The sequence below is a fragment of the Mesorhizobium humile genome, assembly GCF_033977215.1.
GTDB lineage: Bacteria > Pseudomonadota > Alphaproteobacteria > Rhizobiales > Rhizobiaceae > Mesorhizobium > Mesorhizobium humile.
Genome location: NZ_JAVIIV010000018.1, coordinates 114,898 through 136,366, shown reverse-complemented (window position 1 = coordinate 136,366; position 21,469 = coordinate 114,898). Strand labels below are relative to the sequence as shown.

The 21,469-nt window shown below is 63.2% G+C and carries 19 protein-coding genes; 11 read left to right on the top strand and 8 right to left on the bottom strand.

The window, feature by feature from the left end; translation table 11 throughout:
- Positions 1–33 precede the first annotated feature (33 nt).
- Positions 34–777, bottom strand: coding sequence for an alanyl-tRNA editing protein (locus RFM52_RS24420; RefSeq protein WP_320297947.1), 744 nt, complete (start codon positions 775–777; stop codon positions 34–36).
- A complete protein-coding gene (locus RFM52_RS24415) occupies positions 777–1,811 on the bottom strand; it encodes a cysteine synthase A (protein WP_320297948.1) in 1,035 nt (344 codons plus the stop codon). Before RFM52_RS24415 ends, RFM52_RS24420 begins: the two co-directional genes overlap by 1 nt.
- A gap of 191 nt (positions 1,812–2,002) precedes the next feature.
- On the opposite strand from RFM52_RS24415, the gene RFM52_RS24410 reads away from it, so the two are divergent.
- Positions 2,003–2,851 carry an SDR family oxidoreductase gene (locus RFM52_RS24410; RefSeq protein ID WP_320297949.1) on the top strand — a complete coding sequence of 283 codons (849 nt, stop codon included), beginning with the start codon at positions 2,003–2,005 and terminating at the stop codon, positions 2,849–2,851.
- A gap of 68 nt (positions 2,852–2,919) precedes the next feature.
- The gene (locus RFM52_RS24405; protein ID WP_320297950.1) at positions 2,920–3,909 is read left to right on the top strand and encodes an alpha/beta hydrolase; all 990 of its coding nucleotides are present in this window, start codon (positions 2,920–2,922) and stop codon (positions 3,907–3,909) included.
- A gap of 85 nt (positions 3,910–3,994) precedes the next feature.
- On the opposite strand, the gene RFM52_RS24400 is transcribed toward RFM52_RS24405, so the two are convergent.
- The gene (locus tag RFM52_RS24400; RefSeq protein WP_320297951.1) at positions 3,995–5,434 is read right to left on the bottom strand and encodes a DEAD/DEAH box helicase; all 1,440 of its coding nucleotides are present in this window, start codon (positions 5,432–5,434) and stop codon (positions 3,995–3,997) included.
- A 391-nt stretch (positions 5,435–5,825) separates the two neighbouring features.
- On the opposite strand from RFM52_RS24400, the gene RFM52_RS24395 reads away from it, so the two are divergent.
- From RFM52_RS24395 to waaF, 3 genes are read left to right on the top strand one after another with little or no spacing between them, the layout of a single operon-like run.
- Positions 5,826–7,358 carry an acyl-CoA carboxylase subunit beta gene (locus tag RFM52_RS24395; protein WP_320297952.1) on the top strand — a complete coding sequence of 511 codons (1,533 nt, stop codon included), beginning with the start codon at positions 5,826–5,828 and terminating at the stop codon, positions 7,356–7,358.
- A gap of 19 nt (positions 7,359–7,377) precedes the next feature.
- Positions 7,378–8,319 carry a glycosyltransferase gene (locus RFM52_RS24390; protein WP_320297953.1) on the top strand — a complete coding sequence of 314 codons (942 nt, stop codon included), beginning with the start codon at positions 7,378–7,380 and terminating at the stop codon, positions 8,317–8,319.
- Positions 8,320–8,376: 57 nt separating this feature from the next.
- The gene (gene waaF / locus RFM52_RS24385; RefSeq protein WP_320297954.1) at positions 8,377–9,402 is read left to right on the top strand and encodes a lipopolysaccharide heptosyltransferase II; all 1,026 of its coding nucleotides are present in this window, start codon (positions 8,377–8,379) and stop codon (positions 9,400–9,402) included.
- Between the two features lie 73 nt (positions 9,403–9,475).
- Here the strand turns inward: waaF and RFM52_RS24380 are convergent, their stop codons facing one another.
- A complete protein-coding gene (locus RFM52_RS24380) occupies positions 9,476–10,993 on the bottom strand; it encodes an NAD(P)H-hydrate dehydratase (RefSeq protein WP_320298078.1) in 1,518 nt (505 codons plus the stop codon).
- A 350-nt stretch (positions 10,994–11,343) separates the two neighbouring features.
- Here RFM52_RS24380 and RFM52_RS24375 point away from each other — a divergent pair, with 350 nt between their 5' ends.
- Together RFM52_RS24375 and glnA are read left to right on the top strand one after the other, a co-directional pair.
- Positions 11,344–11,682, top strand: coding sequence for a P-II family nitrogen regulator (locus RFM52_RS24375; RefSeq protein ID WP_018428041.1), 339 nt, complete (start codon positions 11,344–11,346; stop codon positions 11,680–11,682).
- Between the two features lie 42 nt (positions 11,683–11,724).
- Positions 11,725–13,134: a type I glutamate--ammonia ligase gene (gene glnA / locus RFM52_RS24370; protein WP_320297955.1), complete on the top strand. Its 1,410-nt coding sequence runs from the start codon at positions 11,725–11,727 to the stop codon at positions 13,132–13,134.
- A 149-nt stretch (positions 13,135–13,283) separates the two neighbouring features.
- On the opposite strand, the gene RFM52_RS24365 is transcribed toward glnA, so the two are convergent.
- Positions 13,284–14,708 carry an APC family permease gene (locus tag RFM52_RS24365; protein ID WP_320297956.1) on the bottom strand — a complete coding sequence of 475 codons (1,425 nt, stop codon included), beginning with the start codon at positions 14,706–14,708 and terminating at the stop codon, positions 13,284–13,286.
- A gap of 146 nt (positions 14,709–14,854) precedes the next feature.
- On the opposite strand from RFM52_RS24365, the gene RFM52_RS24360 reads away from it, so the two are divergent.
- Complete coding sequence (locus tag RFM52_RS24360) at positions 14,855–15,457, top strand: TetR/AcrR family transcriptional regulator (protein WP_320297957.1); 603 nt, start codon at positions 14,855–14,857, stop codon at positions 15,455–15,457.
- A 44-nt stretch (positions 15,458–15,501) separates the two neighbouring features.
- Complete coding sequence (locus RFM52_RS24355) at positions 15,502–16,656, top strand: DmpA family aminopeptidase (protein WP_320297958.1); 1,155 nt, start codon at positions 15,502–15,504, stop codon at positions 16,654–16,656.
- 120 nt (positions 16,657–16,776) lie between these two features.
- Here the strand turns inward: RFM52_RS24355 and RFM52_RS24350 are convergent, their stop codons facing one another.
- Positions 16,777–17,814 (bottom strand): glutamine synthetase beta-grasp domain-containing protein, encoded by a 1,038-nt coding sequence (locus RFM52_RS24350; RefSeq protein WP_320297959.1) that lies wholly within the window; start codon positions 17,812–17,814, stop codon positions 16,777–16,779.
- A 31-nt stretch (positions 17,815–17,845) separates the two neighbouring features.
- Here RFM52_RS24350 and RFM52_RS24345 point away from each other — a divergent pair, with 31 nt between their 5' ends.
- Together RFM52_RS24345 and RFM52_RS24340 are read left to right on the top strand one after the other, a co-directional pair.
- Positions 17,846–18,061, top strand: coding sequence for a hypothetical protein (locus RFM52_RS24345; protein ID WP_320297960.1), 216 nt, complete (start codon positions 17,846–17,848; stop codon positions 18,059–18,061).
- A gap of 66 nt (positions 18,062–18,127) precedes the next feature.
- The gene (locus RFM52_RS24340) at positions 18,128–18,319 is read left to right on the top strand and encodes a DUF2735 domain-containing protein (protein WP_292223387.1); all 192 of its coding nucleotides are present in this window, start codon (positions 18,128–18,130) and stop codon (positions 18,317–18,319) included.
- Between the two features lie 82 nt (positions 18,320–18,401).
- Here the strand turns inward: RFM52_RS24340 and RFM52_RS24335 are convergent, their stop codons facing one another.
- On the bottom strand, positions 18,402–20,291 hold the full coding sequence (locus RFM52_RS24335) for an MFS transporter (protein ID WP_320297961.1): 1,890 nt from the start codon (positions 20,289–20,291) through the stop codon (positions 18,402–18,404).
- 296 nt (positions 20,292–20,587) lie between these two features.
- Entirely contained in the window at positions 20,588–21,379 is a 792-nt protein-coding gene (locus RFM52_RS24330; protein ID WP_320297962.1) for an ATP12 family chaperone protein, read from the bottom strand.
- Between the last annotated feature and the right edge of the window lie 90 nt (positions 21,380–21,469).

Genomic DNA, 21,469 nt, shown 5'->3' with positions numbered 1-21,469 from the left:
TTCGGGCGACATCATGCTCGATCTCTTTGAGCGTCAATTCGCCGGCATCGGTCCGAAGCGGATGCGGAAGCGCCGGTTCTCGCGGCCTTTCTTCTCGATCTTGCCGATGTGGATCTCACCGACCTCGCCAGTCGACTTCACATGCGTGCCGCCGCATGGCTGGCTGTCGATCGCGCCATTGTCGCCAATGCAGACCAGGCGGATCTTGCCAGTGCCGACAGGCGGCCGCACGTTCTTCGATTTGACCAGGCCGGGATTGGCGGCGAGCTCCTCGTCAGTGATCAGCCGGGTGAAGATCGGATGGTCGGCGCGCACCAGTTCCATCAGCCTTGCGGTCACATCCTCCTTGCTGAAGCCGGCGTCGGGGATGTCGAAGTCGACGCGGCTGTCATCCTCGGCGACCGCTGCTCCGGTGATCGGAAACGGACAGACCACGGTCAGCAGGTGACAGGCGGAATGCATGCGCATCAAAAGGTGCCGCCGCTCCCAGTCGATCAAGAGCTTCAGCCTTTCGCCGACAGCGGGCAGCGCCTGCTCCGGTGCCGGCACATGGATGATCTCATCCTTGGTCTCGCCGGTGATGGTGGCGGCAATCGCAATGCGGCCGCCGTCGGTCCGCTCGAACATGCCGATATCGCCCGGCTGCCCGCCGGACGTTGCATAGAAGATCGTCCGGTCGAGGAGGATGCCGCCACGGTCGTTGATCGCGACGACCTCGGCCTCGGCCGTCTTCTGATAGGCGTCGTCGCGAAACAGCGCCTCGGTCCTGTGGGCCATCACGCCACCTTTTCGAACGGCACGGAAATGTCGGCCTTTTCTTCCATCCAGCCTGGCACCGGAAGGTTCTTGCTACGCAGGAATTCCGGATTGAAGAGCTTGGACTGGTAGCGCGTGCCGTAGTCGGCAAGGATTGTCACGATGGTATGGCCGGGTCCGAGCTCGCGCGCCAGCCGGATGGCGCCGGCGATGTTGATGCCGGTCGAGCCGCCGACACAGAGCCCTTCCTCCTGGATCAGGTCGAAGATGATCGGCAACGCTTCCTCGTCCGGAATCTGGTAGGAGAAGTCCGGCGTGAAGTCTTCCAGATTGGCGGTGATGCGGCCCTGGCCGATACCTTCGGTGATCGAGCTGCCATCGGATTTCAGTTCGCCGCTGGTGTAGAAACTGTAGAGCGCGGCGCCCAGCGGATCGGCGAGCGCGATCTTGACATCCTTGCTCTTACCCTTGAGCCCGAGCGCGACACCGGCGAGCGTGCCGCCGGAGCCTACGGCCGAGACAAAGCCGTCGATCTTGCCACCGGTCTGGGCCCAGATTTCCTGCGCGGTCGTGCGGACATGGCCATCGCGGTTGGCGACATTGTCGAACTGGTTGGCCCAGATCGCGCCGTTGGGTTCGGAGCGCGCCAGTTGCTCGGCAAGGCGGCCCGACAGTTTTATGTAATTGTTGGCGTTCTTGTAGGGCACGGCCGGCACCTCGATCAGCTCCGCGCCAAGGATCTTGATCACGTCCTTCTTTTCCTGGCTCTGCGTGTCAGGAATGACGATCACGGTGCGGTAGCCGAGCGCCTTCGCGACCAGCGTCAGGCCGATGCCGGTGTTGCCGGCAGTGCCTTCGACGATAAGCCCGCCGGGCTTCAGGAGCCCACGCTGTTCGGCATCGCGGATGATGAACAGGCCCGCCCGATCCTTCACCGATTGCCCTGGATTCATGAACTCGGCCTTGCCGAGGATCTCGCAACCGGTCGCTTCCGAGGCCTTGTTGAGCCGGATCAGGGGCGTGTTGCCGATCGCTTCGATCACAGAACGGGGCATGCGAGATTCCTTCATGTGTGCGGCGAGACCCTAAAAACCGGACGCCGCGGTTTCAAGGCAAGATTTTGCCTGGTCCAGTCGCATTCCGGATGGTGCAATGCTCGCGATCATTTCAACGTCAGGTGCAAAACCGCTCTTTTCAACCGATTTCTCCACCGCTAGAGCAAACCAGAACATTCGCAGGACATTCCATGGCACTTTACCGGGCCAATCCGAAAGACGGTGTCGCCTGGATCACGGGCGGCAGCAGTGGCCTTGGCCGGGCGTTGGCCAAGGATCTCGCCAATCAAGGCTATGCCGTCGCGGTGACATCGCTGCCGGAAGATCCGGCCGACACGCTGATCGTCGAAACGGCGCAGATGTCGGGACATGTGAAGTCCTTTCCCTGCGACGTGACCGACGAACACGGCATGGCGCGCACGGCCGCCGCCATCGAACAGCAGATGGGGCCGATCGTGCTCGCCGTCTTCAACGCCGGCAACTACATCGCCACCCCCGGCGAGAACCTGGTGGTGCGCGATTTCCATCGCTCCTTCGCCGTGAACTATTTCGGCATCGTCAACGGCGTGGTGCCCGTCGTCGAGCATATGCGCGTGCGCGGACGCGGCCATGTCGTCCTGGTCGGATCGGTCACCGCCTATTCCGGTTGGCCGACCACGGCGGCCTATGGCGGCACCAAGGCCGCGATCAACATCCTGGCGGAGTCGCTGAAATACGACTTCGACAAGATGAATATCCGCGTCCAGGTCATCAATCCGGGTTTCATCGACACGCCGCTGACCGAAAAGAACAAGCTGCCGATGCCGGGCCTCATGCCCGTGCATCGCGCGTCACGCCGCATGGCGCGCGGCATCAGGAAGGGCAGTTTCGAAGTCACCTTCCCGTACCACATAAGCTGGCCGTTGAAGCTGCTTGGCCTGCTGCCGCGGCCGATCGGCCGCTTCGTCATCGGGCTCACGACCCACTGGTGGGCGCGGCCGTTGCATTTCGATCGCAGGCAGCCCGGCGAAAAAGGTCCATCCCGCGACAAGGCGGTATAAGCCGGCGAACGGCGATTGCCTGTCGGCAGGTACGGCCATAGGTTGAGAATCATTGCTTGGAGACTGTAATGGGGCGGCGGATCGTGCTTGCGGTGCTTGGCCTTGCAGTCGTCCTGGTAGCCGGTTTCTTCCTTGGTCCGCGCGTGCCGGTCGACACAGCAATCCGGTTCAATCCGTCGGCGATCGGCGACGATCCGCAGGCCTATCTGGCGCACGAAGAGGCTGCCGTCCCCAACATCCGCGAAGGTCTCGACAAGGAGATCATCTGGGCGAACCCGATGGTCCACGCCAAGACGCCTTTGGCGATCGTCTACATCCATGGCTTCTCCGCCTCGAAGGGCGAGGTGCGCCCCTTGCCGGACGACATCGCGGATGAATTGGACGCCAATCTCTTCTACACGCGTCTGACCGGCCACGGCCAGGACGGCGCGGCAATGGCGCAAGGCAGCGTCAATGCATGGATCAACGACTATGAGGAGGCCTTGGCCATCGGCCGCGCCATCGGCGACAAGGTGATCGTCATCGGGACCTCGACTGGCGGCTCGCTGGCGGCATGGGCCGCAACCCAACCGGGCGCTTCGGACGGCGTCGCCGCGATCGCGTTCATCTCACCCAATTTCGGCGTCAAGGCCTCCGGTGCCGAGTTGCTGACCATGCCCTGGGGCCGGCAGCTCGCCGAGCTTGTTGGCGGCAAGGAGCGCAGTTTCCCGGCGCGCAACCCGCTTCACGAAAAATTCTGGACCACCAGATACCCCATGAAAGCAGTGCTGCCGATGGCCGCGCTCACCGAGCTCGCCTATGCCGCGCCGGTCGAGAGGGCCAAGATCCCTGCCCTGTTCATCTTCTCGGATTCCGACAAGGTGGTGCGGCCCGACCGTACCCGCGAGATCGCCGGGCGCTGGGGCGGTCCGCACGAGCTGGTGCCGGTCGACGACACCGGCGATCCGGACAATCACGTCATTGCTGGCGATGTGCTGTCGCCGCAGACTACGGCCTTTCTTACCCAGCGTATCGTGGTGTGGGTGAAGGCGCTGATGCAGCAACAGTCAAGTCAGTGAAGTCGGGCCAGTGAAATCGACACGGTGAAATGAAAACGGCCGGAGCGATGCTCCGGCCGTTTCTGTTCCTGTGGTCCTGCTGGGCTCAAGCAGCCCGGGTCGCCGGACGCTTGCCACCGAAGCGGCGCTTGTTGTTGCCCTTGAAGCGCTTGAAGCCGTCAGGCTTGCTCGAGCCATTCGGCTTGGCGGCAGCCGGGCGTTCGCCATGCGGCTTCGGAGCGCGCTCGCCCTGCGGCTTGCCGCCGAAGCGCTTGTTGTCGCCACCGTTGCCGGGGCGGCGGCCATCGCGACGGGCGCCGTGATGCTCGCGGTCGTTGGCCGGTTCGAAATGACGATCGGTCTTTTCCCTGGGGTCGCGCTGCGGATCCGGGCTGCCGAGATGGTCTGCGACGACCGGCAGCTTCATGCGGATGATGCGCTCGACCTGCCGCAACTTGGCGTTTTCCGAGGGATCGCACAGCGTGATCGCAATACCGTCCCTGCCGTTGCGGCCGGTGCGGCCGATGCGATGGACATAGCTTTCCGCTTCGTCCGGCAGGTCGAAATTCACGACATGGCTGATGCCGGGCACGTCGATGCCGCGCGCCGCGATATCGGTCGCGACCAGGATGCGAACCGAGCCGTCGCGGAAATCATTGAGCGCCTTCTGACGGGCATTCTGCGATTTGTTGCCATGGATCACGGCAGCCTTGAAGCCGTCGCGATCGAGGTCCTTGGTCACCCGGTCGGCGCCGTGCTTGGTGCGCGAAAAGATGATGACGGACTTCATCGCCTCGTCCGCGAGCATCTTGGACAGTACCTGGCGCTTCTGCTTGGTGCGGGCAAGGATCAGGCTCTGCACGATCTCGGCCGCCGCCGTGCTCTGCGGCGCGACTTCGACGCGGATCGGATTCTTCAGCAGGCCCTTTGCCAGTTCAGCGATTTCGTTCGGCATGGTCGCCGAGAACAGCACCGTCTGGCGGTCCGGCGCGGTCGCCTTGGCGATGCGCTTGACGTCGTTGATGAAGCCCATGTCGAGCATACGGTCGCCTTCGTCCAGCACCAGCCATTTGGTGTCGGCGAGGATGAGGTCGCCCTCGCGCACCAGGTCGGTCAGGCGGCCGGGCGTGGCGATCAGAATGTCGACGCCGGGGGCAACCTTCTTGACCTGGCTGAAGCGCGAGACGCCGCCAAGCACCAGCGCGGTCGAGACATGCGCGCCCTTGGCCAAGATCTTGATGGTGTCCTCGATCTGCACGGCGAGCTCGCGGGTCGGCGCCAGAATCAACGCACGCGCCGTCTTCGGCCGGCGCTTGGTGCCGAGGCCGATGATCTTCGACAGGATCGGCAGTGCAAAGGCCGCTGTCTTGCCCGAGCCGGTCTGGGCGATGCCGAAAATGTCACCGCCCTCCATCTGAGGCGGGATCGCCTGCGTCTGGATCGGCTTCGGATCAGTGAAGCCGGCCGCGTGGGTCGCCTTGAGCAGCGCACCCGATATTCCAAGTGCCGCGAAACCGTTCAGTTCCGCATTGTTTTCGTTGGTCAAAATAATCTTCTTTCACGCGGCTTCTGGCCGCAAACATCGATGCCGGCAGGGCGCAACCTGCCGTCGAATAAATTGTCATGGAACGACAAGGCGGCGGACATGATTGTCCGCGCGGCTGCGCTGTCGTGCCCGCAGGCATCATGCCACGGGGCTTTTTCGCCAGCTTGCCGATCGACCTGGGCCGATTTGCCGGAAAGAGGGAAAACAGACGCAACCAGTCTCATTCGTCGAGAAGGCCGGATATCCCGGCCCAAGCGCCTATACCGCCGCATATGGCCCAGTTCGCTGTGAAATGCAAGGGCGTCATGTTGCAATGCAGCAAAACAAGGGTGCTTGCGCTGCCCTGCCCCCGCCATTACCACACATCACTTATCCGTTTTGGGGACCGGCGATGAAAGACGTGCTGAAGGAACTCGAGCGCCGCCGCGAGATTGCCCGCATGGGCGGCGGCAAGGACCGCATCGAGGCGCAGCACAAGAAGGGCAAGCTCACCGCGCGCGAGCGTATCGAGATATTCCTCGACGAGGGCTCGTTCGAGGAGTTCGACATGTATGTCGAGCACCGGTCGACCGATTTCGGCATGGAGAAGACCAAGATCGCCGGCGACGGCGTCGTCACCGGCTGGGGCACCGTCAACGGGCGCCCGGTCTATATCTTCGCCAAGGATTTCACCGTGTTCGGCGGCTCGCTGTCGGAGGCGCATGCCGAAAAGGTCATCAAGGTCCAGGAGATGGCGCTGCGCAATCGCGCGCCGATCATCGGCCTCTACGATGCCGGCGGCGCGCGCATCCAGGAAGGCGTGGCGGCGCTCGGTGGCTACGCCGAGATCTTCCAGCGCAATGTGCTTGCGTCAGGCGTCATCCCGCAGATCTCGCTGATCATGGGGCCTTGCGCCGGCGGCGACGTCTACTCGCCCGCCATGACCGATTTCATCTTCATGGTGCGCGACACCTCCTACATGTTCGTCACCGGGCCGGACGTGGTGAAGACGGTGACCAACGAGACGGTGACCGCCGAAAGCCTCGGCGGCGCGTCCGTCCACACCACCAAATCCTCCATCGCCGATGGCGCCTATGACAACGACGTCGAGGCGCTTCTGCAGATGCGCCGGCTGGTCGATTTGTTGCCGGCATCCAACACGGCCGAGATTCCCGAGATCGAGTGCTACCAGTCGGTCACGGATCACGACATGTCACTCGACCGGTTGATCCCAGACAATGCCAACAAACCTTATGACATCAAGGAACTGATCCTGAAGGTCGCCGACGAAGGCGATTTCTTCGAGATCCAGCAGAGTTTTGCCAAGAACATCGTCACTGGCTTCGGCCGCGTCGAGGGCCGCACGGTGGGCTTCGTTGCCAACCAGCCGATGGTGCTGGCGGGTGTGCTCGATTCCGACGCCAGCCGCAAGGCGGCGCGCTTCGTGCGCTTCTGCGATTGTTTTTCGATTCCGATCGTCACCTTCGTCGACGTGCCGGGTTTCCTGCCGGGCACCGCGCAGGAATATGGCGGGCTGATCAAGCATGGCGCCAAGCTGCTCTTTGCCTATGCCGAGGCGACCGTGCCGAAGATCACCGTCATCACCCGCAAGGCCTATGGCGGCGCCTATGACGTGATGGCGTCGAAGCACCTGCGCGGCGACATGAACTATGCCTGGCCGACGGCGCAGATCGCGGTGATGGGTGCCCGGGGCGCGGTCGAGATCATCTATCGCAAGGATATCGGCGATCCTGAGAAAATCGCTGCTCATACAAAGACTTACGAGGATCGCTTCCTGTCGCCTTTCGTCGCCGCCGAACGCGGCTATGTCGACGAGGTGATCATGCCGCATTCGACCCGGCGCCGTATCGCGCGGGCGTTGCGCATGTTGCGCAACAAGGACATGCAGAACCCCTGGAAGAAGCACGACAACATCCCGCTGTGACAAGCTGCACCGACAAGAAATGCGGATAACCCTTGCAGCCCAGAGCCTGATTCCGGCCAAGGGCTATGGCGGAACGCAGCGCCAGGTCGAATGGCTGGTCACCGAACTGGTCAGGCTCGGCCACCATGTCGTCCTGATCGCCGCGCCGGGGTCGTCGCATCCGATGTGCGAAGTGCGGCATGCGGTCAGCGACGCAGAGTGCCGGGCGGCGATCCCGCAGGATACCCAGATCGTCAACCTCCACGCCTGGAAGGTCGAGGTGCCCTTCCCGACGCTCAACACCGAACACGGCCATCTTCCGGATTACCCGCGGCCGCAGCCCAACTGGAACTTCCTCAGCGCCCGCCATGCCGAACTGCATGGGCGCAAAACCTTCGTCTATAACGGGTTTCCGGTCGACGCCTACCGGCTGGCGCCCTCGAAGAACGACCACCTCTTCTTCATGGCGGCCATCGCGCGCGCCGGAAAGGGGCTGAACCGGGCGGTGCACTTGGCGAAGAAATTCGACTTCACGCTCGATATCGCCGGCGGGTCGCGCTGGAAGCTGCTTGGCCGCAGCAAAACCCGCCGCGAAGGCGTCTTCTTCAAGAGCCTTTCGGCTCGGTATCGCTTTCACGGCATGGTCGATGGCCAGGATAAGTTGCGCCTGCTGGGTGAATCGAAGGCATTCCTCAACCCGATCTCCTGGGAGGAGCCGTTCGGCATGGCGCAGGTCGAGGCCATGCTGTGCGGCACGCCCGTGCTCACCACACCGCGCGGCGCGCTCGTGGAGACCGTCGATGCCGATACCGGCCGCTTCTTCGAGAGCGACGAGGAGTTCGGGCGCGGTCTTGCCGAGATTGGAAGTCTGTCGGCACAACGATGCCGCCAGTCGGCTGCCGACAGGTTCCCGATCGAGAAGACGGCGAAGGCCTACCTGGAACTCTATGCCCGCATCCTTGATGGCGAAGCGCTTCCGTGACAAATCACCGTCATGTCCGCTTTTGGCGGCGATTGTTCCGGATCGAAAAGGTAGCGCTTGTTGCGTCCCATCCTCGTCTTCTGCCTGCCGGCGATCGGTGACTTCATCCGCTGCCACTCGGCAATCCAGGTCCTTGCCGAAAGGTTTCCCGGGCATCCGATCGACGTCGCCACTTCGCCGCTCGCCGCGCCGCTGGCGCGGCTGATGCCGCATATCCGCAAGACCTGGCTCGTCGAGAAACACTGGAGGCCCGGGCTGAAAGAACGGGCAGGTCTGGCGCGTGAGCTTCGCAAGGAGAATTATCAGGCAGCCTATATGCTCACCAGCAGCACCAAGGCAGCGCTTGTACCGTGGCTGGCCGGCATTCCGGAACGCATCGGCTATCCGCGGGAATTCCAGTTCGGCATCATCAACCGCTTGCCTGCCGGTTGGCTGAAAAGCTTCGTCGCGTTCGGTCCGCGCAAGACGAGATTGTTCGAGCAAGTCTGCGCGATCGCGATGCTGGGCGAGAAGCCTGCCGACGGCATGCGGCTTCCTGCACCGAAAATGACGGTTTCGGCTGAGGAGCTTTCGGATTGGCGTGCCCGGCAAGGCATCGATCCGGCTAGGCCAGCGCTTTCGCTTTACACCTCGGCTTTCACCAATTTCCGCTCATGGCCAGCCGAGCGTTTCATCGCGGTAGCGAAGGATCACGCCCGGCGCGGCTGGTCGGTCTGGCTCATCGGCGGCCCGCGGGAACGCGAGGCCGCCGCCCAGATCCGGGCTGCGCTTCCGGAGGCGATCGATTTCACCTCGACGCCCGATATCACCGACGCCATGTGCCAGATCGCCGCCTCGACCGTCTTCCTCGGCGTTGATGGCGGGCTTTGCCATGCCGCCGCTGCCCTGGGCGGGCCATGCGTGCTTATCTTCGGATCGAACCGGTCCTATGAGACCGGCCCGGTGAACGACCATGTGCGTTATCTCGAGCCGCCAATTTCGACGCCGAGCTGGGTCCAGGATACACGCGGTGTCAGCGAGGAACGCGTTCTTGCGGCTTTGGCCGACGCCGTGACGCAGCCGCGCCTCAGGCAGGAGCCCTGACCTATTCTTCGGCGGCCGCACCGAAACCAGCTTCATCTTTCTCGGCCAAACCGCCGGGACATGGCCAGCCGTTTCATCGGGCAGCGCTCCCGGTCAGCTCGCGAAGAACCGGTACAATCGCCAGAGGCAAGTCTTCTGCAATCAAACCCGGTCCAAAACGGCTGCCGGCCTCGGCATGGATCCAGACCCCGGCGCATGCCGCTTCGAAGGCCGGCATGCCTTGCGCGAGAAGCCCGGCAATGATGCCCGCCAACACGTCGCCCGAGCCGGCGGTGGCGAGCCATGGCGCGCCATTTCCGTTGATCGCGGCGCGGCCGTCCGGCGAAGCGATCACGCTGTCGGCGCCCTTATAGACGATCACGGCGCTGGCGCGCCGCGCGGCTTCGCGCGCCTTCGCCAGCTTCGACAGCGCCGTGTCGGCGGCAATGTCGGCAAACAGCCTGCCGAACTCGCCCTCATGCGGCGTCATGATCAGCGCCGGCGCGTCCGGCCTGCCGGCTGCCTCGAACAGTGTCGCGGTCGCGTTGCGGAAAGACGTGATGCCGTCGGCGTCGAGCACAAGTCCCTCAACAGCGCCGTCCTGGCGGTTTTTGGCGAGCATGGCGAGCGTGAAATCGCGTGCCTTGTCACCTATGCCGAAGCCGGGACCGAGGACGAAGCTCGACGGCCGGCGATCGCCGATAAGGTCGTGCACGTCTTCGACCGCGTCGACCTTGCGCAGCATGATCGAGGTCAGATGCGCCGCGTTGACGTGCATGGCGTTCGCCGGCGAGAGCACGGTGACGGCCCCTGCCCCGCTTCTAGCTGCCGCAAGCGCCGAAAGGCGCGCCGCGCCCGTCGCGGATGGTCCGCCCGAAAAGACGCTCGTGTGGCCGCGCTTGTATTTGTGCGCGTCGACGGCCGGCGCGGGAAAGGTTGCGATCCAAAGCCCAGGCCGGTTCTCGAAGGTCCGCGGCGCAACCTGGTCGATGATCTCTTCGCGAATGCCGATGTCGGCCAACACGATCTCGCCGCATCGCTCGCGGCCAGGCAGAAGCAGATGCCCAGGCTTCTTTCGCGCGAAGGTCACCGTGACGACCGCGCGAAAAGCCGAGCCGAGGACTTCGCCGCTGTCGTCGGAAACGCCCGAAGGCAGGTCGATCGCGACAACCGGCAGGTTCATCCCCGTCACGATGTCGACCGCACCCTTGGCGTCGCCGGAGAGCGGCTTCGACAGACCTGCGCCATAGATCGCGTCGACAACCAGCGAGCCAGCTTCCGCGGTGAAAGCCGAAAGCGGATGCCGCTCCAGTGTGCAGTCGGCCGCCGCAAGCGCGGCGTCGCTGCCTGTCCGCGGTTCGCCCGATGCCCACAGCGCCACGTCGACGCCTGCCTCGGCCAGCAAGCGCGCCACGACATAACCGTCGCCGCCATTGTTGCCGGGGCCGCATAGCACGTGGACCCTCATCGCGCCGGGATAGCGCGCCAGCACGATCGCCGCGACCGCCTCGCCGGCACGTTGCATCAATCCATAGCCGTCGAGCGGTCCGGCCGCGATTGCCAGCCGGTCTGCCTCGGCCATTTCGGCCGGCGATAGAAGTTCATTGCGCATGGGATTGCCGATCTTCATGCGATCAAGCATTGTCCAGTTTTCGGTTCGAAGCAAACTATCGCGACCGCGGCACTATCTTGCACATGCGGTCGCATCCGGGAGGGGTTTCTGCCTGCAAATTGCGCTGTCTGCCCATTTTTTGCGCAGACGTGAGGAGGAGCGATGTATAGGGTTTGGGCGTCCATGACGCATCCGATGCAGCGGATGACGCTATTTTGCATCCGGATGCGGCATGGGCTCGAAAACGCCCCTCGCCGCCTGCGCTCCTCAGGATTGGCACGGTTCGTGCTTGATGGAGGCGCAAGCGGGGCACACAACCCGTCTTCTTGGCAGTGGAGGCCACTTTTTACATGAAAAAGATCGAAGCGATCATCAAGCCATTCAAGCTGGACGAAGTGAAGGAAGCGCTTCAGGAGGCCGGACTGCAAGGCATCACCGTCACCGAAGCCAAGGGTTTCGGCCGCCAGAAGGGGCATACCGAGCTTTATCGCGGCGCCGAATATGTCGTCGACTTCCTGCCCAAGGTAAAGATCGAAGTGGTGCTCGGCGACGAGGCCGTGGAAGGCGCCATCGAGGCCATCCGCAAGGCGGCGCAGACCGGCCGCATCGGCGATGGAAAAATCTTCGTCTCCAACATAGAGGAAGTCGTGCGCATCCGTACCGGCGAGACCGGCATCGACGCCATCTGACCTTCAACCATTCCAGACGTCATCACACAGGGAAGAAATGACATGACGACAGCCAAAGACATCATGAAGCAGATCAAGGACAACGACGTGAAATTCGTCGACCTGCGCTTCACCGATCCGCGGGGCAAGCTGCAGCATGTGACGATGGATGTCGTCGAGGTCGAGGAAGACATGTTCGCCGACGGCGTCATGTTCGACGGCTCCTCGATCGCCGGCTGGAAGGCGATCAACGAGTCCGACATGGTGCTGATGCCGGACACGGATACCGTCCACATGGATCCGTTCTTCGCCCAGTCGACCATGGTCATCCTGTGCGACATCCTCGATCCGGTCTCGGGCGAGGCCTACAACCGCGATCCGCGCGGCACCGCCAAGAAGGCCGAGGCCTATATGAAGTCGGAGGGCATTGGCGACACCATCTATGTCGGCCCGGAAGCCGAGTTCTTCGTGTTCGACGACGTCAAGTATAAGGCCGACCCGTACAATACCGGTTTCCGCCTCGACTCGACCGAACTGCCCTCCAACGACGACACCGACTACGAGACCGGCAATCTTGGCCACCGTCCGCGCATCAAGGGCGGCTATTTCCCGGTGCCGCCGATCGATTCCTGCCAGGACATGCGTTCGGAAATGCTGACTGTGCTCGCCGAAATGGGCGTGCGGGTCGAAAAGCATCACCATGAGGTCGCCGCCGCCCAGCACGAGCTCGGCATCAAGTTCGACACGCTGGTGCGCAACGCCGACAAGATGCTGATCTACAAGTATGTCGTTCACCAGGTCGCCAACGCCTACGGCAAGACGGCCACCTTCATGCCGAAGCCGGTGTTCGGCGACAACGGCTCGGGCATGCATGTCCACCAGTCGATCTGGAAGGGCGGCAAGCCGACCTTCGCCGGCAACGAATACGCCGGCCTGTCGGAGAGCTGCCTCTATTATATCGGCGGCATCATCAAGCACGCCAAGGCGATCAACGCCTTCACCAACCCGCTCACCAATTCCTACAAGCGTCTGGTGCCGGGCTATGAGGCGCCGGTGCTGCTCGCCTATTCGGCGCGCAACCGTTCGGCTTCCTGCCGCATTCCGTTCGGCAACTCGCCGAAGTCGAAGCGCGTCGAGGTCCGCTTCCCCGATCCGGGCGCGAACCCCTATCTCGGCTTCGCCGCCATGCTGATGGCCGGCCTCGACGGCATCAAGAACAAGATCCACCCGGGACAGCCGATGGACAAGGATCTCTATGATCTGCCGCCGAAGGAGCTGAAGAAGATCCCGACCGTCTGCGGCTCGCTGCGCGAAGCGCTGCAGAGCCTCGACAAGGACCGCGGCTTCCTGAAGGCCGGCGGCGTCTTCGACGACGATCAGATCGACTCCTATATCGAGCTCAAGATGGCCGAGGTCATGCGCTTCGAAATGACCCCGCATCCGGTCGAGTACGACATGTACTATTCGGTCTAAGTTTCTGATCGGACGCTGAAATCAAGTCCCTGGAGGTAACCGCCTCCAGGGACTTTTCATTTTGGAAATAGGCTCAGGCGCCTCAGGGCAAAAAAGAACCCCGGCATTCGCCGGGGTTCTCGCATGGATAGGTGTCGGAGGGCTGACGCCTATCCCGCAAGCTCGTCGGGTCCGTGCAGCGTCCAGTCGGCGCGGCGCGCCAGGAACAGCAGGAAATAGATCGCGGCGGCGGCCATGATCGCCAGCGTCGCGATCAGGCTCGGGCGCCCGAAGGCGGCGTCGAGCCAGTTCTGATAGGCAACGTAGACCAGCGCCACGAAGGCGAGGATCGCCGGCACCGGGAAGAACGGCATGCGATAGTGGCCGCCCGAGGTGGTGCCGCTGCGACGGCCGGCGAAGACGGCGACGCACAGCAGCGCGTAGATCACAACCAGCGACGTGCCGCTGACCACGAGCAGCAGGTTGAGATCGATGAAGCAGGCGAGTGCGGCCAGCACCACCACCACGATGGTGGCAATCCATGGCGAGGCGTAAGTGCCGTGGACGGACGCGACCGCGCTGTTGATGGGCCCGAACCATGTCTTGTCGCGGCCGGAGCTGAACAAAAGCCGCGCCGCCTGCAGGATGATGGCGATGACGGCGTTGAAGATGGCCACCGCAATCGCCAGGCTGATCGCCACCGTCAGCCAATGGCCGCCGCGCGCCTCGAGGAAATATTCGATCTTCTGGGGTGCCGAGAGCAGGCCGACGAGATCCGGCGCGCCGAGCAGCACCGCGGTCAGAGGGATGAGCTCGGCGGCGACCGTGATCACCAGCGCCCAGAGCACCACCTTGCCGATGTTGCGCTTGGCGTCGTGGGTCTCCTCGCCGAAATAGGCGGCAGCGCCATAGCCATTATAGGCGAACAGCGAGACAGCGGTGGACGCCATGATGATGGCGGCTGAGGCCGGAACCAGCGTGTTGGTCGTTGCGTCGAGCAATTGCGGCGCGCTGAACAGGCTGGAAAGCGGTCTCTCGACATGGGTGAAACCAAGGCCGGTCAGGATCAGCAGCGCCAGCATCTCGATGCCGAGGAAGATGCCGGTGACGAAGGCGTTGAGCTTGATGCGCATGGCGGCGACCGCGCCGGCCAGGATGATCGTGACCACGCCCACCCATTGCGGGCTGAGATTGGGAATGAGGACGCCGAGATAGGTGCCGACGCCGAGCGCGATGACGGCGACGATGAGCACGATCGACACGAAGACCAGCACCAGCGTGACGAAGCCCCAGAAGCGCCCGAGCGTGCGGCCGATCATGGTGTATTCGCCGCCGGCCATCGGGTAGGCCGAGGAAAGCTCGGCATAGACGAAGGCCATGAACAGGCCGATGACCGCCGCGATCACGAAACTCAGGAACGAGCCGGTGCCGGCCAGCGCGATGACGCCCGGCACGATGATGAAGACGGATGATGCCGGCGTCACCGCCGATAGCACGATCATCAGCGTGCCCAGTGCGTTCAGCGCCCGGTCGAGACCCTTGGCGCCAGGCGCGGCCTTGTCGGCGGCCGCGGTAGTGGCTTCGTTTGTGGACATCGTCCTCCCCTTTTTTTAATTGGATAAAAATTACTATCCGTAGCGGAAGCTATCTGTGTCCACACATAGCGTCAACAAATATGCGATATGCCGGCTTGCAAAAATCAACAGGCCAGTTTTTATTGAATCATATTCAGGGAAATGAAATGGGCAGACCCAAGACACAGACCGATCGCCGCCTGACGCTGGTCGCGGCAGCAGAATCGATGATAGCCAAACGCGGCCTCGCCGGCGTCACCTTGCGCGACGTCGCCAACGAGGCCGGCATGAGCTCGAGCGCCCTGCTCTATTACTATCCCGGCCTCAAGGAGCTTCTGGACGACGTGCAGACGAAGGCGGTCGAGCGCTTCTGCACGCAGCGCGCCGCAGCGGTCGCGGCAATCGTCGATCCCCGGCTGCGCCTGAAAACGATGCTCGACAGCGGCCTGCCGACCGATCCGGACGACCAGCTTTGCCGGCTTCTGCTGGAGCTCGGCGCCTATTCGCGCTCGGACGCCAGCTACGCCGCCCGACATATCACGCTGTTCGAGCGCCAGGTGGCGATCTATGTCGGCATCCTCGAGGCGGGTGCTGCCACCGGCGTCTTCAAGCTGAAAGCGGCGAGCGAAGTCATCGCCCGCGGTCTCGTCGTCCTGGAGGACGGGCTCGGCCTCCACCTCGTCAATGTCGTGCCGGCTGTCGACCACGCCTCGGCGATGGCGATCCTCACCGGTTACGCCGAACTCGCGACCGGCTGCAGCCTTCGCTGAGCCGGCTTTCATCAACGGAGCATTTCTCAGCCATGGATCAACGAATGGAACCGACCACCACGCCGGCCGGCAAGACGCGCGCCCGCGGCCTCGGGATTCCGCTGTCGGGCACGCCGGGACCTGCCAATGCCATCACCGATGTCGATGGCGTGCTCGTAGGCTATTCGACGCTGATCAAAGGTGAAGGCAAGCTCAGCCTCGGGCATGGGCCGGTCCGCACCGGTGTCACCGCTATCCTGCCGCTCGGCCGCGATGGCATCGGTGCGGCTCTGGCTGCCGGCTATCATTCGTTCAACGGCAATGGCGAGATGACCGGCGCTTCATGGCTGGAAGAGGCCGGCAGCCTCTCCATGCCGATCCTGATCACCAACACGCATGCGGTCGGCCCCTGCCATCGCGGCGTCATCGACTGGGTGGCACGCAACAAGCCCGAGGTGGCCAACCAATGGCTGCTGCCGGTGGTGGCCGAAACCTGGGACGGCTATCTCAGCGACATCAACGGCTCGCATGTCACCGTCGACCACGCGATCGAGGCGATCGAGAACGCGGCCGCAGGCGCCATCGAGGAAGGATCGGTCGGCGGCGGCACTGGCATGAACTGCTACGCGTTCAAGGGCGGCTCCGGCAGCGCTTCGCGGATCGTCGATTATGGCCACCGCGCCTACACGGTCGGCGTCTTCCTGCAGGCCAATTTCGGCTCGCGCCAGGAGATCAGCATCGCCGGCGTTCCGCTTGGGCACGAGCTTGCCGCCGACAATCCGATGGAAGCCTATTTCAGCGGCAGACCGACGGGCGCCGGCTCCTGCATCGGCATCGTCGCCACCGACGCGCCGCTGCTGCCTGGGCAGTGCAAGGCGCTGGCGCGGCGGGTACCGCTCGGGCTGGCGCGCACCGGCACTGCCGGCTCGCATTTTTCCGGCGACATCTTCCTCGCTTTGTCGACCGCGAACCCGGATGCGCTCAACGGCCGCTTTCCCAAGGGCGCTCCAGGCGAGGAGAGCTACAGTCACATGGATTTCATCCCCTGGGGCCGCATGGACGATTTCTACACGGCCGTGGTGCAGGCGACAGAGGAGGCGGTGCTCAACGCGCTGGTCGCCAACTCCGATATGGTCGGCCGCGACGGCAACCGCACGCCTGCCCTGCCGCATGCCAAGGTGGTGGCGGCGCTCAAATCGCGTGGTGTGATTGCCGGCTGACGGCAGCGGGCGGAGCTCTCTCGCCGGCAATTACCATGCAAAAGGCCCTCGGCGGAGAACGCCGGGGGCCTTTCACTATTGAATCCCATCTGGCGCAGACGAGGCCCGCGCAACGAGAAATCAGGCGGCAGCCGAAACGGCTGCGGTCGAAACCTCGGAGATCGTCTTCAGGACCTGCGAGGCGATCTGGTAGGGGTCGCCCTGCGAGTTCGGGCGACGGTCTTCCAGATAGCCCTTGTAGTCGTTCTTGACGAAGGAGTGCGGCACGCGGATCGAAGCGCCGCGGTCGGCGACGCCGTAGCTGAACTTGTTCCACGGCGCGGTCTCGTGCTTGCCGGTCAGACGCTTGTCGTTGTCCGGGCCGTAGACGGCGATGTGATCCATCAGGTTCTTGTCGAACTGCGCCATCAGCGCCTCGAAATAGGCCTTGCCGCCGACTTCGCGCATGTAGGTGGTGGAGAAGTTGCAGTGCATGCCCGAACCGTTCCAGTCCGTGTCGCCGAGCGGCTTGCAGTGGAACTCGATGTCGATGCCGTATTGCTCGGTCAGGCGCAGCAGCAGGTAGCGGGCCATCCACATCTGGTCGGCGGCCTTCTTGGAGCCCTTGCCGAAGATCTGGAATTCCCACTGGCCCTTCGCCACTTCGGCGTTGATGCCTTCATGATTGATGCCGGCGGCGAGGCAGAGGTCGAGATGCTCCTCGACGATCTTGCGAGCGACATCGCCGACATTCTTGTAGCCGACGCCGGTGTAATACGGGCCCTGCGGCGCCGGGTAGCCGCTCTCAGGGAAGCCGAGCGGACGGCCGTCCTTGTAGAAGAAATACTCCTGCTCGAAGCCGAACCAGGCGCCCTCGTCGTCGAGGATGGTGGCGCGCTTGTTGGAGACATGCGGCGTCACGCCATCGGGCATCATGACTTCGCACATGACCAGCACGCCATTGGTGCGGGCCGGATCCGGGTAGACCGCGACAGGCTTCAGCACGCAGTCGGAGCTGTGGCCCTCGGCCTGGTTGGTGGACGAGCCATCGAAGCCCCACAGCGGCAGCTGCTCCAGCGTCGGGAACTCGGCGAACTCCTTGATCTGGGTCTTGCCGCGCAGGCTGGGGGTCGGGACGTATCCGTCGAGCCAGATATACTCGAGCTTGTATTTGGTCATTCCAGTGCCTCTCGTTGCTTGGGCGCCGCAAGTGGGCGGCGTCAACGCATGGCCGGGCTTGCCGGCCTGCCGATGGTTAAAAAGCAATTCGTATGCCATTCCGCCTTCGGCGGGTGCGGCAAAATGGTCATTGCAAGGCGTTGATTTTGCTCAGCCGTCTCAACACTGCGCCCGGATCGCTCAATCGATATTTCTGCACAAATATTTGGCAAATAATGATCTTTTTGTAGTCATATTGCCTAAATGAATCGCATGACCTATCTTGCCTGGTAAGTTGAATCGGCAAGTCCCTGGACAAGCAAGGAGGTCGCCAATGCAAGTCATGCAATCGCGCCCGTCAGCAAAAATCCTGATGTTCCCGCTGGCAGGGCGGAAGTCTGCCTCAAATTTAGGCGCCAAGGCCAAATTCGCGGCAGAGCTTGCAACGCTTCGCGGCGAGCATGCCGATTTCGACGGCTGGTACCACGAAGCGGCCGTCGAGGAAGAAAATCAGCGCAAGAGTTGATCCGCCTCTTTGAGTTCCATGAACGGAAAAGCCCGGCGCGATCGCTCGCGCCGGGCTTTCTGTTTGAGCGGATTGACTGATATCAGTCCTTGGCGTTCAGGTCGGTGCCGAGCGTATCCCTGACGAAGATCAAGCCGATGATGAGCGACATCGCCGCGATGATCACCGGGTACCAGAGACCGTAATAGATATCACCCTTATAGGCGCTCAGTGCGAACACCGTCGCCGGCAGCAGACCGCCGAACCAGCCGTTGCCGATATGGTAAGGCAGCGACATGCCGGTGTAGCGGATGCGGGTCGGGAACATCTCGACCAGGATCGCGGCGATCGGCCCGTAGACCATGGTGACGAACAGCACCAGGATGAACAGGATGCCGATCGTCACCGGCCAGTTGATGGCAGCCGGATCGGCGGTCATGGCGAAGGCGCCGCCGGCCGGGATGTTGTAGACGGTGACTTCCGGCGCGCCGGCTACCTCGTCCTTGGTCAAGAGCTTGTCGGCGATCGCCTTGTCGACCGGAACCGTGGTCTTCTCGCCGCCACGGATGGCCGCGGCGTCGAGCTTCAGTTCGGGATTGGCCGCGATAAAGGCGTCGAGCTTCTGGTCCGGCACCTTGGCCGCGGCGCGCTTCAGCGGATAGCCGCCGTCCCGCAGCGACATGTTCACCGCCTTCTGGAAGGCCGCCTCCTTGGCCTTGGCCTGATCGCCGGCGGCGACGGCGTCGTAGGAGTCGACCGTCTCGTTGCCGATCTTGACCGTGGCAGCCGTGCCAGGTGCTGCCGTGGTCACCACGTCATACGGCACCGAGTTCTTGGTCAGGAACGAAGTCGCGATATCGCAGGATGTCGTGAACTTCGCCGTGCCGACCGGGTTGAACTGGAACTTGCAGTCGCCGGGCGCAGCCGTCACCGTCGCGCGGGTGTTCTGCTGCGCGGTGGCCAGAGCCGGGTTGGCAGCCCAGGTCAGCGCCTTGAACAGCGGGAAGGTGCACACGATGCCCAAAGCAAGGCCGGCCATGATGATCGGCTTGCGGCCGATCTTGTCGGACAGCCAGCCGAACACGACGAAGAAGATAGAACCGATCGCCAGCGCAATCGCGATCATGATGTTGACCGACTGCGCTTCGACCTTCAGCACGTTGGTGAGGAAGAAAAGCGCATAGAACTGACCATTGTACCAGATCACGGCCTGGCCGGCGGTGAGGCCAAGCAGCGCCAGCAGCGCGATCTTGGCGTTCTTCCACTGGCCGAAGGCTTCCGACAGCGGCGCCTTGGATCCCTTTCCCTCATCCTTCATGCGCTGGAAGGTCGGCGACTCCGAGAGCGACAGCCGGATCCAGATCGAGACGGCGAGCAGCGCGAAAGAAACGATGAAGGGAATGCGCCAGCCCCAGGCGGCATAAGTTTCCTTGCTGAGCGAGCCCTGTACGATCAGGATGATGATCAGCGACAGGAACAGGCCGAGCGTCGCCGTGGTCTGGATCCAGGACGTGTAGTAGCCGCGGCGGTCGTCCGGCGCATGTTCGGCGACATAGGTCGCGGCGCCGCCATATTCGCCGCCGAGCGCCAGGCCCTGCAGCATGCGCAGCCCGATCAGGATCACCGGTGCCGCAATGCCCCAACTGGCGTAGCCGGGCAGCAGGCCGACCAGGAAGGTCGACAGGCCCATGATCGTCATGGTGACGAGGAAGGTGTATTTGCGGCCGACGAGATCGCCGATGCGGCCGAACACCAGCGCGCCGAACGGACGCACGAGGAAGCCTGCGGCAAAAGCCAGCAGCGCGAAGATGTTGCGCGTCGCTTCCGGGATCGCCGGACTGAAGAAGGTCGAGCCGATGAAGGCGGCGAGCGAGCCGTAAAGATAGAAATCATACCACTCGAAAACGGTGCCGAGCGAGGAAGCGAAGATGACCTTCTTCTCCTCCCGCGTCATGCCGCGGCTGGTTCTGCCGGCGGTCGATGCCATTGCCATTGATAAATCCTCCCGTGAGATCCCGTCTGTCCTCGGTGGCTGCGCGCCACCGTCCTCCGAACGCGGACTCAAAACGCAGCCAACGAAGCAAAAAATGACAGAAAGGGCGGGCCAAAGGCACCGCGACAATGGGATTATGACTTTGGTATTAGGTGCGCTGCGAAAGCGATGCCGCGCGTGGAGTGTCTCGGCTGTGGGGAGCGCCGATCCACTCCAGGTTTTTGTTTTACGCAATTCCGGACGGAAGGCCACGAAGGCGCCGGGCCCAACCGCTGCGCACTTTTCCTGGCATTGCTCTAGCCTTGCAGCGCCTCGAGCAGGCTGACCGCCGCCATCATGTCGCGCTTGCGGGCCGAGCGGCGCGCCAGGGCCTCCGCATCCTGGCCCCAATGCTCGATCTGCCAGTCCTCGTCGACATGGGCAGCAAGCCAAGCTTCCTCGCCGTCGAGCTCGCCGAAATCGACGGCCAGCGCCAGCAGCGCCGAACCGGTCAGGGACGTCATGACGTGGATGGCAGCCAGCCGCATCGGCTCGGCACGCTGGCCAAGATGCGCGCCGAGGATGGCAATCGCCTCGCGCGGCTGTTCGACATGGATGACGCCTTCGGCAAGGTTGAAGCGTGCGCCAAGGCTGCCCCGCGCCCAGTCGAGCACCGGGTCCCAGAGCTTGTTCTGGCGATCGACCAGCCCTGGTGGACCGTCCGCCCGGTAGCACAAAAGATCGGACGAGGCGAAGCGCAGCACATCCTCCAGCACTGCCTGCGGATCGGAGGCGACGCCGTCGATGGCCGTGTTGACGAGCCGCATGACAGGCATCGTCACGGGATCGATGACCTCGGTCTGCGCGCTGAATTCATCGGCCACGAGCGCGGCTGCCTTTTCGGTCGGGAGCACCATCACGGCTTTGCCAGGCGTGCGCACCGACCGGCCGTCCAGATGAACGGCAAAACCATTCTCGGCGGGAGCCACCGAAACGGCCTTGTAGAAACGCTTCGGCAATGGCGTCTTCATCTGGATCTGGGCGCGGCGCACCGGATCGGGATCGGACAGCAGCTTTCCGGCTTCGAGGTCTTCGAGGATGTCGCGCATGCCGAACTCCTTAAAACAATTCCAGGAAAAGTGTGAGCGGTTTTCCATCCGGAATTGCGTCAAAGCAAAGAGATAGACAGCTAGCCGTCC

What these genes read in the sequence shown, in the direction of transcription:
- RFM52_RS24420 (WP_320297947.1), bottom strand. Translation starts at nt 777, where the DNA reads ATGGCCCACAGGACCGAGGCGCTGTTTCGCGACGACGCCTATCAGAAG.
- RFM52_RS24415 (WP_320297948.1), bottom strand. Translation starts at nt 1,811, where the DNA reads ATGCCCCGTTCTGTGATCGAAGCGATCGGCAACACGCCCCTGATCCGG.
- RFM52_RS24410 (WP_320297949.1), top strand. Translation starts at nt 2,003, where the DNA reads ATGGCACTTTACCGGGCCAATCCGAAAGACGGTGTCGCCTGGATCACG.
- RFM52_RS24405 (WP_320297950.1), top strand. Translation starts at nt 2,920, where the DNA reads ATGGGGCGGCGGATCGTGCTTGCGGTGCTTGGCCTTGCAGTCGTCCTG.
- RFM52_RS24395 (WP_320297952.1), top strand. Translation starts at nt 5,826, where the DNA reads ATGAAAGACGTGCTGAAGGAACTCGAGCGCCGCCGCGAGATTGCCCGC.
- RFM52_RS24390 (WP_320297953.1), top strand. Translation starts at nt 7,378, where the DNA reads ATGCGGATAACCCTTGCAGCCCAGAGCCTGATTCCGGCCAAGGGCTAT.
- RFM52_RS24380 (WP_320298078.1), bottom strand. Translation starts at nt 10,993, where the DNA reads ATGCGCAATGAACTTCTATCGCCGGCCGAAATGGCCGAGGCAGACCGG.
- RFM52_RS24375 (WP_018428041.1), top strand. Translation starts at nt 11,344, where the DNA reads ATGAAAAAGATCGAAGCGATCATCAAGCCATTCAAGCTGGACGAAGTG.
- glnA (WP_320297955.1), top strand. Translation starts at nt 11,725, where the DNA reads ATGACGACAGCCAAAGACATCATGAAGCAGATCAAGGACAACGACGTG.
- RFM52_RS24365 (WP_320297956.1), bottom strand. Translation starts at nt 14,708, where the DNA reads ATGTCCACAAACGAAGCCACTACCGCGGCCGCCGACAAGGCCGCGCCT.
- RFM52_RS24360 (WP_320297957.1), top strand. Translation starts at nt 14,855, where the DNA reads ATGGGCAGACCCAAGACACAGACCGATCGCCGCCTGACGCTGGTCGCG.
- RFM52_RS24355 (WP_320297958.1), top strand. Translation starts at nt 15,502, where the DNA reads ATGGAACCGACCACCACGCCGGCCGGCAAGACGCGCGCCCGCGGCCTC.
- RFM52_RS24350 (WP_320297959.1), bottom strand. Translation starts at nt 17,814, where the DNA reads ATGACCAAATACAAGCTCGAGTATATCTGGCTCGACGGATACGTCCCG.
- RFM52_RS24340 (WP_292223387.1), top strand. Translation starts at nt 18,128, where the DNA reads ATGCAAGTCATGCAATCGCGCCCGTCAGCAAAAATCCTGATGTTCCCG.
- RFM52_RS24335 (WP_320297961.1), bottom strand. Translation starts at nt 20,291, where the DNA reads ATGGCAATGGCATCGACCGCCGGCAGAACCAGCCGCGGCATGACGCGG.
- RFM52_RS24330 (WP_320297962.1), bottom strand. Translation starts at nt 21,379, where the DNA reads ATGCGCGACATCCTCGAAGACCTCGAAGCCGGAAAGCTGCTGTCCGAT.